Source organism: Marinospirillum insulare DSM 21763 (assembly GCF_000686905.1).
GTDB classification, from domain to species: Bacteria; Pseudomonadota; Gammaproteobacteria; order Pseudomonadales; family Halomonadaceae; genus Marinospirillum; species Marinospirillum insulare.
This window is the reverse complement of the sequence record NZ_JMLW01000006.1, coordinates 71,589-85,757: the sequence shown is the minus strand read 5'-3', so window position 1 is coordinate 85,757 and position 14,169 is coordinate 71,589. Positions and strand designations below refer to the sequence as shown.

The following is a 14,169-nucleotide window of genomic DNA, read 5'->3' as shown; positions in this document are numbered from 1 at the left end:
AGCTAGGGTGAGGTTATGACTAAAAATAAACAACGCATATTTGCAGATCTTCTCATTCCAGGTGCAGGTGAGCCGCAATCTAAAATGGCAGTTGTACTTGCCGATGGGCTTATTGAATGGGTCGGTCCTCAAGATAAAGCACCGCAAGTCGTAGGTGATGACCTACAAGTCCCTGTACTTATGCCAGGTATGTGGGATTGCCACACTCACTTTACTGGCATGCTAACTCCCACTCTTTCAGCAGCGATGGACGTTCCTGTTCCTGTCGCTGCTGCACGTTCTGTAGCCGATGGTGAACGAGCCATTAATGCTGGTTTTACTAGTATTAGAGAGGTCGGTGGCTTTGGCGTTTACCTTGCTAGGGTTATTAATGAAGGCAATGCCCTAGGTCCGCATGTTTACGCAGCGGGTGATTTGATTTCACCGACAGGCGGCCATGCAGATTTACACAACTATTCTTTAGGCTGTGTTGCCGATTTAGCTGAACGTGATGGCTGGCTACATACCTGTGATGGCGTAACCGGTGCATTGCGAGCGGTTCGTTTACAGCTACGCAAAAATGCCAAACTCATCAAAATTTGCGCTTCGGGTGGTACTTTAACGGAATACGATGACCCAATGCACCAGCAGTTTAGTGACATTGAAATTCGTACTATGGTTGAAGAAGCAGCCAGAGCTGAACGAATTGTTGCCGCTCATTGTCATGGTAAGGCTGGCATTATGGCTGCCTTGCGTAATGGGGTAAAAACCATTGAGCATGGCACTTTTTTAGATGAAGAAGCTGCCGATGCCATGTTAGAAGCAGATGCCATACTCGTCACCACCCGATCAGTTAAAATCCGGAATATGGACTATGCAAAAAAGCATGGTTTACCTGATTATGCTTGGGAAAAGCTATTGATGACCGCCGATAGGCACCAAGAAGCGGTAGCTTTAGCCATTCAAAAAGGCGTTACTATTGCAGCCGGAACTGACTCTCTCACCTCTGGAGAAAACACACCGCTACGCTGGGGTGAACATGCTTTAGAACTTAAACTGTTAGTGGATGACGGCATGACACCTTTGCAAGCCATTGAAGCTGCAACCGCCACCGCTCCTTTAACCCTAGGGCCACAAGCACCTAAAGCAGGACAAATTAAAGTGGGCTGGGATGCAGACCTATGTGCTGTAGCAGAAAACCCAGTTGCAGATATTAGCGTGCTACTGGACACCAACAAAATTACTCACGTATGGAAAATGGGCAAGTTACTTAAACAGCCAAATTAAGTTTTGTGCTTTTTTTGGCTTTTATTTTTGAGTTGTGGAGGCCGTTATGCTTGATGTAATCAACCCAACCACGGGCAAAGTTGCTCGCCAATTTCCCTTGGCCAATCAAAAGATTATAGAAAAAAAATTAGCCAAGGCCGCTCAAGCCTACCCAGAGTGGCGAGCTTTAAGCTTTGCTGAAAGGGGTGAATATTTACGTAAAGTTGCTAATACCCTGCGTGAGCAAAGCAAAAAACACAGCGCCCTAATGACCGAAGAAATGGGTAAGCCAGTGGTCGAAGCTTTAGGTGAAGTGGAAAAATCTGCTGGGGGTTGTGAACATTATGCAGACAAAGCTGAAGACTATTTAGCGCCACAAGAAATTCCATCGGATGCCAAAAAAAGTTGGGTTCAATTTCAGCCTTTAGGTACAGTTTTAGGGATTCTGCCCTGGAACTCTCCCTACTGGTTAGCCACCCGGGTTTTTGCACCGGCTTTAATGGCAGGTAATACGGTTATTTTAAAGCACGATTCGCATGTGCCTGGCTGCGCCGAAGCCATTGAGCAGGCCTTTATAGATGCTGGTGTTCCTAGTGGCGTATTGCAGGTTGTGATTACTGACCATAGCCATGCAGAAGCAATGATTCGGGATCCACGCATAAGCGCAGTATCTTTTACTGGCTCTACTAGGGGAGGAAGTCAGGTAGCGGCAATTGCAGCGTCGGAAATAAAACCTGCTGTCTTAGAATTAGGCGGTTCAGACCCTGCCATAGTTTTAGCTGGTGCCGACCTAGATAAAGCAGTAGATGTATTGGCAACGTCGCGTTTTATTTGTGCAGGTCAATCTTGTATAGCTGCTAAAAGGCTATTAATTGAAGAGAGCGTTTACCCTGAATTTGTTGAAAAAATGACCCAGCGTTTAGCTGCACTTAGAGTAGGTGATCCAACCCAAGCAGACACTGAAATAGGCCCAATAGCCCGAGATGGATTACGCCAAGAGTTGCATAAACAGGTAGAAGATTCTGTTAAACGTGGTGCTAAGTGCATTATGGGCGGGAAAATTCCAGAAGGGCCTGGTTCATTTTACCCAGTCACCTTATTAACGGATGTGCCTTTAGATGCCGCAGCCTTTACAGAAGAAACCTTTGGGCCAATTGCTGCCCTGCGTGCTGTTAAAGATGTAGACGAAGCCTTTAGCATTGCCAATGCCACAGTTTACGGACTAGGTGCAAGTATTTGGACAGAAACAAACAAAGGTGCCAAGCTAGCGGCAAGATTTGAAGCCGGCCAAGTGGCAGTTAATGGCATAGTAAAAAGTGATCCACGCTTACCCTCAGGTGGTATTAAACGTTCGGGTTACGGTAAAGAATTAGGGCCACACGGCATACGCGAGTTTGTAAACTCTCAGCAGATTTGGCAAGGGGAGTAGGTTACTCCCCTCCTAGCTACCCCCGAGTGTGTTTTAATTGGCTCTTAGACTAGAGACATTTCTCTTGGCAGGGTGAAAAAGGACTTACACCCTGTCTCAGTCACTAAAATAGTGTCTGAAATACCACAGGTTTTATCACCTTCTATACCCCACATCCAAGGCAATAAATGAAAAGTCATGCCTGGCTTGAGTACTGATTCATCCCCCTGTTTTAAGCTCATAATGTAGCCTTCGTCCCAGCTAGGCGCAAAAGCTATACCTATCGAGTAACCAGCTCGAGTTAATAAATTAGCACCCACATCATTGCGGCAAATAATATCCCTTACACATTTATCAACATCAGACACCATCACCCCAGGTCGAATTAGGTTGTGAGCTGCATCTAAGGCCTCTAACATTGATGCTTCAGCACTCTGCATGGCTGGGCTTTTCTCACCGAGTAAAACGGTTCGCATCATGGCGGTGTGATAGCGTTTGATACAGCCAGCCATTTCTAAAAAAACATGCTCTCCAGCTTGAACCGTACGACCTTCCCAAGTGGCATGGCCTATCATGCTTCTGGGTCCAGAAGTAATATAGGGTAAAACAGCAGGGTATTCGCCACCGGCACTAAACATGGCCGCACAGGCCGCAGCAGCTATCTCATTTTCTGTTACGCCAACCTCGGTAGCCTCTATGGCCGCCTGCATTCCTGCTTCGGTTACCTTAGCTACCGAGCGCATAAGTTCAATTTCTGCTGCAGACTTACAAATTCGCCCTTCTTCAACAATGCCATAACAGTCCAGCAAATTACCTTCACCCGCCTGCATGTGGTTATGAAAACGGTCTTGCTGATAGGCAGGAAAAAAGTAGCTGTTACGCTCATAACCCACGTACTTGTGTTCTAGGCCTAAGTCTTTAATGATGTTGAATAGCTCTTGTATGGCATCCCCTGTATCTGTGTAGCAGCGAGCTTCTTCAACCCAGGTTCTATGCACCATATTAGAGGCTTCAAGTTCACGAGTAATGGAAATAGGCTCGCCTTCAAGCGGTACTACTAAGGCCTGAAAGTAAGAATAACCCGTTGTTTGGTAACCGGTCAGGTAGAAAAGATTTTCTGGATCTGAAATAACCACTGCGTCAAGTAGGCGTTCTTGCATACGTTCACGCAATTGATTTAAGCGGTGTTGGTATTCTGCTAGGGGAAAGCAGAGAGCTGGATTATCGCGCATGGCAAAGCTCCTTGAAAAGGAAGCGAGCTTGCGCTCGCTTTTAACTAGGGTCAGGGGTCATAAACTAATAATCACTTTTTCCAATCTGTCTAAACCTTCAATGAGTAGTTCATCTTCTATGGTTAACGGTGGCATTACTTTTACAACTCGACCACTAGGGCCGCAGGTAGGAATAATTAAATTCTGTTCAAAAGCTTTAGCAACAACAGCTGCAGCTTTTTCACCTGTACCCATGTCTAGGCCGTGAATCATACCCGTTCCTCGTAGCTCAATATCGACCTTGGCAGCTTCTACGATTTTAACGAGCCGTTCTTCAGTAAATTCACCTTTGCGCCTGACTTCAGATAAAAACTCATCGTTTTCAAAGTAGTCTAAAGCAGCAGTACCGGCAACAAACGAAAGGTTTTGACCACGGAAAGTACCCGTGTGCTCACCAGGCTCCCATTGGTCTAGCTCAGGTTTAATCAAGAGCACCCCCATAGGAATACCGTAACCACCTATCCCTTTAGCTAGGCAAATAAGGTCAGGCTCTATACCTAAGTTTTCAAAACTAAAATAGTAGCCAGTACGGCCTACCGCAGCTTGAATATCATCGACTATTAATAGGCTGCCATAATCTTTGGCGAGTTTTGCAACGGCTTGTAACCATTCTTTAGTGGCTAAGTTAATACCACCTTCAGCTTGAATGGTTTCTAAAATAAAGGCCGCAGGAGGGTTAATACCACTAGAAGTGTCTTCTAAAGCACGTCTTAAGGGTTCTAGCGTATCCACGCCTTCACCAAGATAACCATCAAAAGGCACTCGAATGACGTTGTTTAAATCCACCCCTGCCGCTTGATGAAACTTTTGATTCCCCGTACAGGCTAAAGCACCTAGAGTCATACCATGGAAGCCATCTGTAAAAGCCACCACATCACGACGACCGGTTACTTTTCTGGCCAGTTTTAAGGCTGCTTCAACGACGTTAGTACCCGTTGGACCAGTAAATTGAAGCTTATAATCCATTTTGCGAGGTTTAAGAATGGTGTTTACAAAGCGCTCTATAAATTGTTCTTTTGAGCGGCTATGCATATCTAGGCTGTGAGTTACGCCTTCTGCTTCTAAATAGTCAATCATTGCTTTACGCAACTTAGGGTTGTTATGCCCAAAGTTAAGCACCCCAGCACCACTAAAGAAGTCGATATACTCGTTACCGTCTACGTCCCACTGTTTAGCATTGAGAGCTTTATCAAACACTACAGGCCAAGTACGGCTATAGCCGCGCACATTGGATTCATAACGTTCAAATACTGTCATGACAGTCTCCTAAGCGTAAGCAAGACCTTCCAAGTCTTGTCTATTAATTAACCTATTTCCCTATAACTACAGAGTGGACTGAGCAAAAGATAATTGCAAACACAAGCTAGCAAGCTAATTTTTGGTTTGTCGTCATTTTGTCATTTTTGGCTGGTGTAATGCTTCCATAGCCTAGTTAACCCTAGGCAAACTAATTGGAGATTACACAGAATGGTAAAAGCACAAGAGTTACAAAGCATCCTTGCAGCACAAAAAATCAACACCCATTTTCAGCCTATTATTACCGCTAATGGGCAAGCTATCTTTGCCTACGAGGCGTTAAGTAGAGGGCCAGCCGACAGTGCCTTATGTAGTCCTATTCAGCTTTTTGAAGAAGCCAAGCGACAACAACAGCTATTTGCTCTAGAAAGTATTTGCCGCAGAAAAGCAATCGAACAATTTACCCAGCAGCAGCTACCGGGTAAGTTATTTATCAATATCACACCTGAAACACTTCTACAGCCAGATCATTACAAAGGATTGACACTGGATTTAATCAATAACTTTGGTTTAAGGCCTGAGCAGGTGGTTATTGAAATAACCGAACACTCACCCACAGATGATTACGCTTTAATGTGCCATGCCGTTAAACATTATCAAGGTGAAGGGTTTTCTATTGCTCTGGATGATTTAGGTGCTGGCTATTCTAGCCTAAGGCTTTGGTCTGAAGTGCAGCCAGAATACGTAAAAATTGATCGGCATTTTATTGCAGGAATAGATAAAGACAAGATTAAAAGAGACTTTGTTCGTTCCATCGTGGCAATAGCTAGGGCGGTAAAAAGCCAAGTCATTGCTGAGGGAATAGAAACTCGCCAAGAGTTTGAAACCCTTTCAGAAATTGGTGTGGACTACTTGCAAGGCTATTATTTTGCACGACCTAACCCAGAGCCAATGCAACAGCTTAGCAAAACAGCAAAAAATATCTGGAAGCAAATTAAGGAGGGCCGTGATGTGTATAAGGAACCAGGTCAAATTGGTCAGTTAAAGCTTGATATACCGCCGGTAACACCAGACATGCTGGTAGAAGAGGTGGCAGCAATTTTTGATGAAAACGAACACTGGTTTTCAGTACCTGTTGTTTCAGGTGGTGTGCCAGTGGGCATCATTAATCGCTCAAGATTATTACAAAAACTAAGCAAGCCTTTTGGTCGTGACTTATATGTAAAAAAACCTGTCAGCCAAATTTTGAATGAAGACTTTATTTTGGTAGAGCGCCATACCCGACTTGAAAAAGTAAGCCAAAGGGTAACGCAAAGGAATCGAAGCAATTTAGAAGAAGATTTTATTATTACCGAAAATGGTTACTATTTTGGTATTGGTCAAGTCATAGATCTACTAAAAATGATTACCGAACTACAGCTTAAAAGTGCACAAAACTCTAACCCTTTAACAGGCTTACCTGGCAACTTATTAATTCAAGAGCAGATAGACTATCTTATTAATAATAAAAAAGAGTTTGTTGCCTGCTATTTTGATTTAGATAATTTCAAACCTTATAACGATCAATATGGTTATGCTAAAGGCGATGAAATATTAATTCACCTTGCCAAGCTGCTTAAGAAACACAGCCATCCAGAAGTGGACTTTGTAGGACACGTAGGTGGCGATGATTATGTGATTGTGTTTAGAAGTGCTAATTGGCAGCAAAGTGTGACCAACTTATTACAAGAGTTTATTCAATTTAGAGAAACCTTCTATAGCCCAGACCACCTAGATAACCAAGGTATTTGGGCTGAAGACCGTTTTGGTGAAAAACGTTTCTTTAGTTTAATGAGTATTTCAGTGGCAGCCATAGATTCAAGCTCAGTTAACCTTGGTTCATCTAAAGAGATAGCTAGCCGCCTTAGCTTAATTAAACAAGAAGCTAAGCAAGTTAAAGGTAATAGTTTAGTTGCAGAGTTGTCTGGGTCTGTTATTAGCTTAATTACAGACCTAGAAAACACCCCTAGTTTAAGTAACAAAAAGTCAACAGTTGCTTAGGTTATAAAGTTAACTTTTATAATTAGAGGGTTATTATGCGTATTGTTACTATCGCTAGGCTAGCAACTAGCCTGCTTACTTTTTTAGCAATATCACTGGCCGTTATTTTGTATTGGGGCTTAGGTAAACTAGACCAGTCGTTTGTTAGTACACTGAATTACTCTGAACTACACAAGCAACTTGCCGTTGATATAAGAGGCAAAATTAGTCATTACCTAGAAACAGGCGATGCGAATCAACAGGCTGCTGCTGTTAGTGATTTAGAGCACTTACAACAAAAGGTAATGCCTAGTTTACCTAACTCTTTAGTCGCTGAGTTAGATCCTGTGGCTAATTCACTTTATTCAGGGCTAACGAATGAGCTATTGGGAGCTGGTAAGCTAGCGGGAGATGCACAGGGTTTGCTCTATCAAAACGAGAGAGAAACCACTAATGAATTAAAGCGCCTTGAAAACTATGCGCTTCAAGCCTTAGAAGAACAACCTAAGCTGGGTATTAGCTATCTACAAGGTGTTATGCAATTAACAGGTTTTTTATCAGCGATTAAAACCTACCGTGAACAGTTTTGGGCCAGTGGTAATCAAGCGCATTTACAAACATTAAACCTCACCCTAAAAAAATTTGAAGAGCAGCTGCTAGCATTAAATACATTGCCACGCCTAGGTATTTACCCAGAAAAAAAGTCAGACCCTATGGCAAGCTTAATGGGCTGGGAGACTAAAGCTAGAACAAGCAAGCAAGAAGAACAGGGTGATGAAATTTTACGCAATTTAACTAGCTTGCATAAACGCTACCCTGCTGAAATAGACAGGTCTGTGCAGTGGCAGCAAGACCGTTTAGCTAGTTTTGCACTAGTAAATAAGCTAGTTGATGATTTTGAAACAGCGATTATTCAAGGTCAAGCAGCTATTAATCTAAACAAAACCAAGGTTGAGTCTTGGGTTAAAAGCCTGTTTTTTGCCTTTGTGCTAGGTTTGCTGCTCATGGCTGGCATGCTTTACTTCTTTCAAAAACGCTTTGTGGTCGATAACCTAGCTAAATTAGAAAAAGCACTCACTGTTCTGGTTAAAAAAGGCAGCTTGAACTTTGTTGATATGGAAGCAGACAAAACTGAGCTAGGTCAATTAGCTAAGCGCTTTAATCAGCTTATTTCAGGCATGAAAAAGCAACAAGAACAAAAAAACCTACAGCTACAGGAAGTGGGTATAACCCTTGAAGAATTATTAGAAAGCTTTGAGAGTATTGCGAACAACACCATTAAAACGCGTAAACAGCTTAAAAAGGCAGGTAAATCTAGCGAGGAGCTTAACTATTTAGCTGAGCAAGTTAGCCTAAGCTCTGCCAAGGTTAAAAGCTTTGCTGAAGAAACGGCTAATTTAATGGATAGTAGCGAACAAAGTGCCGGTGAAGTTGTTCAAGCCGGTGAACAGGCCATTCAAAAAATAGATTTAGGCCAGCTAGCGCTAGTAGATTTAATTCATGCTGTGGAAGAAGTCATGGGTATTTTAGACCAGGTAAACCACATATCCGATCAAACCAACCTTTTAGCCTTAAATGCCACCATTGAAGCTGCTCATGCTGGCGCACATGGGCGAGCTTTTGCAGTGGTTGCAGATGAAGTAAGGCAGTTATCGCAAAAAACTCAGGGTGCTGTTGGTCAATCAACGACTTTGCTGGGCGCATTAAATAGTGTAACAGACCGGCTTAAGCAGCATATTCAAGAAGTTGCTGAGTCGACTGCTTTTCAATGCAGTTTAGCTAAAAATCTACAAACAACCTCTCAAGAAGTGCGTGAGCGTTCTTTTCATGCGGCAGCAACAGCGCAAGAAGGCTCAGATCTTACAAAACAGCAATATGAAAGTGTGGGTGAGTTTAATTTTCAAATGCATGAAATGGAAAGGGGTGCGAATGAGGCTGGTACAAAAGTTAAGCAACTCCACGCTAATGTTAGCGATAAGATAGATGGGCTGCGTACCAGTTTGGGTTTATAGTTCAATTCAGCGTTCAAGCTATTCTAAAACATAGAGGGTGATATAAGCTAAAACGGCATAGCGTCCTGTTTTAGCAAGACTAACCAAAAGTGTAAAGCGCCAAAGGGGTTCACCCAGAATACCTGCCACCAAGGTTAAAGGGTCACCAATAATCGGCATCCAGCTTAATAGCAAGCTCCAGCGACCATAACGCTGATACCAACGCTCTGCACTTTCAAGCTGCGTTGCTGTAAAAGGAAACCAACGCCTGTTTTGCCAGCGATGTACCTGCCCACCTAGCCACCAGTTTACTTGTGAACCGAGTATATTCCCCAAGGCTGCAACAGCCACTAATGAATAAACAGCACTAGGACTTAACGTAATTAAAGTGACCAGTGCCGCTTCAGATTGCATAGGCAGTAAAGTCGCTGCAATTAAAGCGGATAAGGCTAATCCCAAATAACTGACCCAGCTAACCACAGACAAACCTCCTCTACCTCTCAAGTGAGCAAAGTGCCAGGCTCACAGCACCGCCAGGTTATACAAGCGATATGCCAGCCTATAAAAACCTGCTGAGTGACGATGAAATACGCGCTACTCTTGCCTATATAAAAAGCCACTGGCCACAGCAGGCCTTAGCTAGACAGAAAGCCATCACCAAGCGACAGTAGTTTTTCATAGTTTTACGCAAAGCTTGAGGTAAAGTTGTGGAATTGCAGAGTTATGCCTGTCAGTAGAATTGACCAAGCAAAAAGGTTTAAAAGTGCTGATTCTGACCTAAGTGGCGAGGGTTGAAACCTTAGAGACAAAGGCCAAAAGAGCCTTAATCCTTCGGTGGTCATTAGGTCGCCTAATAAATGGCTTAAAAACCCAAAGCTAAAAGCCAACACAGCTAGATAACCCACGCCGTAAATAGAGTCTTGCAATGCGCCAGATGAAAACCAACCTAACTGGCTGTTGTGCTCTTGCATCAGCCAGCCGGCAAAAATAAGCATAGGTATCACTAGCAGGGCTGAGTGAGTAACCCCTCTGTGCCCACCGGCAATATAATAAAAGAAGTGGCTAATACCTGGTAACCAACGGCCAATTTTAGAGCGGGGGTGGTCGGCATCGGGTATTAAAGAACCCAGTGCAACGGCGGCTAATTCAATGATTCCAGGAGTGTGACCAGCTAAGCTTGTAGCAATTAAAAAGCTACCTGTGCCAAAAGCAAGGTGGGCATTTCCCATCATGGATTAAAATTCCTTATTCAGAGGCTTTTAAAAGCTGCTGAGTATACTCGCTAACTGGATATTTGAACAGTTGTTCTCTGCTGGCAGTTTCAATTTGCTTGCCATCTTTTAACACTAGAATGCGATGGCTTAAAGCTTTAATCACTTGTAAATCGTGGCTAATAAACAGGTAGGTTAGTTGGTGTTTTAATTGCAGTTCGCGCAGCAGTTCAATGACTTGGGCTTGCACACTACGGTCTAGGGCGGAAGTGGGTTCATCTAACACTAATAAACGCGGTTTAAGAATTAAGGCTCTGGCAATGGCTATGCGTTGGCGTTGCCCACCTGAAAACTCATGCGGGTAACGGTGACGGGTGGAGGTTTCCATACCCACTTCGGTTAATACTTCGCAGACGCTTGCTTCTATGGCTTGTTTGCTGAGTTTAGGTTGGTGAAGTTTAAGTCCTTCAGCAATAATTTCCGCTACACTCATGCGCGGGCTAAGGCTGCCATAGGGGTCTTGAAACACCAGCTGCATTTTACGCCGCCAAGGTAATAACTGCTTTTGTGGCAGGCTTTGTAGTTCGGTGCCGTCCATTCTAATTATGCCACCAGCATTAGGTAGTAGCCTTAATAACGCCAAAGCTAGGGTGGTTTTACCTGAACCACTTTCACCGACTATACCCAGTGTTTCACCTTGTTTTAAAATCAGCGATTGGTTTGCAACGGCGACAAAAGGAGCGGGCTTTTTCCAAGGTAATATACTGGTAGCTGGGCGAGAAAATTCAACCCTAAGGTTATTAACTTCTAATAAAACTTGGCTGTTAGGGTCAATTGCTGGCGCTAGGCCACTAGGCTCGCTTGCTAATAGCTGCTGAGTATAATCAGCCTGCGGATTCGCAAATAGCTCGGCTGTGGCTTGAGTTTCTACCACTAGGCCTTGGTGCATCACCGCAACACGGTCGCTGTGTTTACGCACTAGGTTTAGGTCATGGGTAATCAGCAAAATCGCCATGCCAAACTGCTTTTGTAAGTCTTTTAATAAATGTAAAACTTCTTGCTGTACGGTAACGTCTAGCGCCGTGGTGGGCTCATCGGCCAATAAAATATCCGGATTATTCGCCAGCGCTATGGCGATCATTACTCGCTGACGCTGACCGCCTGATAATTGATGCGGCCAAGCTTGAGCTATTCTTTCAGGGTTAGGCAGTTGTACCGCAGCTAATAACTCTAAACAGCGTTGTTGAGCAGATGAACCGGTTAAACCTTGGTGTAAGCGTAGGGTTTCATTAATTTGCTTAGCCACTCGGTGTAAGGGGTTTAGCGAGGTCATAGGTTCTTGAAAAATCATTGCTATACGTTTGCCACGTAGACGACGCAACCCCTCTTCGTTTAAACCGATCAGTTCTTGGTTTTTTTCGGAAGAATGTAACAATACACTGCCTTGAACCTTGGCATTGGCGGGCAATAAACCTAGCGTAGCCAGTGCAGTAACTGATTTTCCTGAACCACTTTCACCCACCAGTGCCAGGGTTTCACCGGCATTAAGAGTCAGGTTAACCCCTTTAAGGGCAGCTGGGTTTTGATCAAACTGCACAGTTAAATTATTAATGCTAAGTAGAGGCTGGTTAGCTAAAGATGCATTAGTCATTTTGCATAGCCTTGCGTGGGTCAAAGGCATCTCGCACCCCTTCGCCAATAAATACCAACAGGGTTAACAGCAAAGCCAAGGTTGCAAAAGCGGTTAAGCCCAACCAAGGTGCTTGTAAGTTAGCCTTGCCTTGGGCGACTAATTCACCTAAAGACGGTGTTCCCGGTGGCATTCCAAAACCTAAAAAGTCTAAGGCGGTTAGGGTAGTGACTGCGCCAGTAAATAAAAACGGCAAAAAAGTGAGGGTGGCAACCATGGCATTGGGCAACACATGCCTAAATAAAATAAAGTGGTTAGGCAGGCCTAAAGCCCTTGCTGCCCGTACATATTCTAAGTTACGCGCTCTTAGGCATTCTGCACGTACTAAATCGACCAAAGCCGTCCAGCTAAACAACAGCATAATTAACAGTAGCCACCAAAAGCTGGGGGCAATCATACTGGCCAGAATTATTAAAACAAAAAGCGTGGGTAGCCCTGACCAAATCTCGATAAAACGCTGTCCCCATAGGTCGAGTTTTCCGCCATAATAACCTTGAATGGCACCCACAAATACGCCCACTAAACTGCTGCCTAGCGTTAATAGCAAAGCAAAAATAATCGACAACCTTAAGCTGTAAATCACTCTAGCTAATACATCGCGCCCTTGGTCATCGGTACCTAACCAGTTTTCAGTTGAAGGTGGTGCTGGCGCTGGTTGGGTTAAATTGTAGTTAATGGTTTCATGGCTAAAAGGAATTAACGGCCATAACACCCAGCCAGCTTGGTTAATTTGTTCTAATAAATAGCTGTCTCTAAAATCAGCGGCTAGGGGTAAATCACCACCAAAAGTGGTTTCTGGGTAATCTTTAACCAGTGGGAAATACAGCTCGCCAGCATAGCTAACTAACAAAGGCTTATCGTTAGCGACCAGTTCAGCCACTAGGCTAATACCAAACATGAATAAAAAAGCCCAGAGCGCCCACCAAGCCCGGCGGTTGGCTTTAAATAACTGCCAGCGGCGTTGGTTAAGCGGTGATATTTTGTTTATAGAGAAGAATGCCATTAATTTTCCCTCGACGAAAAATCAATGCGTGGGTCAATCAACATATAGGTAATATCGCTAATAATTTTTAGCAGCAGACCTATTAGGGTGAATAAATATAAAGTACCAAACACCACTGGGTAATCCCTTTGTACTATGGCTTCAAAACCTAATAAGCCTAAACCGTCTAAAGAGAAAATTACCTCAATTAATAACGAGCCAGTAAAGAAAATACTCACCAAAGCGGCTGGCATTCCCGCAATAATAATCAGCATGGCATTACGAAAAACGTGCCCATAAAGCACCTGCTGTTCACTGGCACCTTTGGCACGGGCAGTTAGCACATACTGTTTATGGATTTCATCTAAAAAGGAGTTTTTAGTTAATAGGGTAAGGGTAGCAAAACCAGAAATGGTCATGGCTAAAACAGGCAAGGCTAGGTGCCAAAAGTAATCGGTTATTTTGCCTAGCGTGCTGAGTTCACTGAAGTTTTCAGACGTTAAACCCCGCAGCGGAAACCAGTCTAAATAACTGCCGCCAGCAAACAACACGATTAAAAGAATCGCAAACAAAAAACCGGGAATGGCATAGCCAACAATCACTACCGAAGAAGTCCAAACATCAAAACGGCTGCCGTGTTTAAGTGCTTTATGAATACCTAAAGGAATAGATATTAAATAAATAAGCAAGGTCGACCAAAGCCCCAATGAAATAGAGACCGGCATTTTTTCAATAATCAGCTCGGTAACACTGCGACCCCGAAAAAAACTTTCGCCTAAATCAAAGCGCAAATATTGCCCTACCATTTGCAAAAAACGTTGATGGGCAGGTTTATCAAAGCCAAATTGCTGCTCTAGTTCAGCAATAAAACGGGCATCAACACCGCGAGAGCCACGGTAAGAAGAACTGTTATCATCAGAGCGGCTAGCAACGGCTTCACCACCGCCTGAAGAATCAATACGGGTGCTGCTTAAGCCATCCATGCCGCCCATTTGTGCCATCACTTGCTCAATCGGGCCGCCGGGGGCAGCTTGAATAATCAAAAAATTCAGCAGCAAAATACCCAGTAAAGTGGGTGGAATTAATAACAAACGTCTTAGCAGGTAAGGCGCCATT

General features: G+C 43.8%; 12 protein-coding genes. 5 read left to right on the top strand and 7 right to left on the bottom strand.

Translation table 11 applies throughout. The features are described from left to right. Positions 1-15 precede the first annotated feature (15 nt). Positions 16-1,266, top strand: a complete 1,251-nt coding sequence (locus tag BP27_RS0103530) for a metal-dependent hydrolase family protein (RefSeq protein ID WP_211251274.1) — start codon at positions 16-18, stop codon at positions 1,264-1,266. Between the two features lie 46 nt (positions 1,267-1,312). Next, positions 1,313-2,674, top strand: a complete 1,362-nt coding sequence (locus BP27_RS0103525) for an NAD-dependent succinate-semialdehyde dehydrogenase (protein WP_027850368.1) — start codon at positions 1,313-1,315, stop codon at positions 2,672-2,674. A gap of 44 nt (positions 2,675-2,718) precedes the next feature. Here the strand turns inward: BP27_RS0103525 and doeA are convergent, their stop codons facing one another. Beyond that, positions 2,719-3,885: an ectoine hydrolase gene (doeA, locus tag BP27_RS15080; RefSeq protein WP_036239319.1), complete on the bottom strand. Its 1,167-nt coding sequence runs from the start codon at positions 3,883-3,885 to the stop codon at positions 2,719-2,721. A 57-nt stretch (positions 3,886-3,942) separates the two neighbouring features. Further along, complete coding sequence (gene ectB, locus BP27_RS0103515; RefSeq protein ID WP_027850367.1) at positions 3,943-5,181, bottom strand: diaminobutyrate--2-oxoglutarate transaminase; 1,239 nt, start codon at positions 5,179-5,181, stop codon at positions 3,943-3,945. A 210-nt stretch (positions 5,182-5,391) separates the two neighbouring features. Between ectB and BP27_RS15075 the strand changes: the two genes are divergently transcribed. Together BP27_RS15075 and BP27_RS0103505 are read left to right on the top strand one after the other, a co-directional pair. Then, entirely contained in the window at positions 5,392-7,200 is a 1,809-nt protein-coding gene (locus tag BP27_RS15075) for a GGDEF domain-containing protein (protein ID WP_051610238.1), read from the top strand. Positions 7,201-7,235: 35 nt separating this feature from the next. After that, complete coding sequence (locus BP27_RS0103505; RefSeq protein ID WP_027850366.1) at positions 7,236-9,191, top strand: methyl-accepting chemotaxis protein; 1,956 nt, start codon at positions 7,236-7,238, stop codon at positions 9,189-9,191. Between the two features lie 18 nt (positions 9,192-9,209). Here BP27_RS0103505 and BP27_RS0103500 read toward each other — a convergent pair whose 3' ends face one another. Continuing rightward, positions 9,210-9,650 carry a YqaA family protein gene (locus BP27_RS0103500; protein ID WP_027847578.1) on the bottom strand — a complete coding sequence of 147 codons (441 nt, stop codon included), beginning with the start codon at positions 9,648-9,650 and terminating at the stop codon, positions 9,210-9,212. A gap of 71 nt (positions 9,651-9,721) precedes the next feature. Between BP27_RS0103500 and BP27_RS17485 the strand changes: the two genes are divergently transcribed. Further along, on the top strand, positions 9,722-9,841 hold the full coding sequence (locus tag BP27_RS17485; RefSeq protein ID WP_150112017.1) for a c-type cytochrome: 120 nt from the start codon (positions 9,722-9,724) through the stop codon (positions 9,839-9,841). A gap of 12 nt (positions 9,842-9,853) precedes the next feature. Here BP27_RS17485 and BP27_RS15070 read toward each other — a convergent pair whose 3' ends face one another. From BP27_RS15070 to BP27_RS0103475, 4 genes are read right to left on the bottom strand one after another with little or no spacing between them, the layout of a single operon-like run. Further along, positions 9,854-10,402: a metal-dependent hydrolase gene (locus BP27_RS15070; RefSeq protein ID WP_051610235.1), complete on the bottom strand. Its 549-nt coding sequence runs from the start codon at positions 10,400-10,402 to the stop codon at positions 9,854-9,856. Positions 10,403-10,415: 13 nt separating this feature from the next. Next, the gene (locus BP27_RS0103485) at positions 10,416-12,032 is read right to left on the bottom strand and encodes an ABC transporter ATP-binding protein (protein WP_027850365.1); all 1,617 of its coding nucleotides are present in this window, start codon (positions 12,030-12,032) and stop codon (positions 10,416-10,418) included. Further along, entirely contained in the window at positions 12,025-13,074 is a 1,050-nt protein-coding gene (locus tag BP27_RS0103480) for an ABC transporter permease (RefSeq protein WP_027850364.1), read from the bottom strand. Before BP27_RS0103480 ends, BP27_RS0103485 begins: the two co-directional genes overlap by 8 nt. Then, entirely contained in the window at positions 13,074-14,168 is a 1,095-nt protein-coding gene (locus BP27_RS0103475) for a microcin C ABC transporter permease YejB (protein WP_027850363.1), read from the bottom strand. Before BP27_RS0103475 ends, BP27_RS0103480 begins: the two co-directional genes overlap by 1 nt. Between the last annotated feature and the right edge of the window lies 1 nt (position 14,169).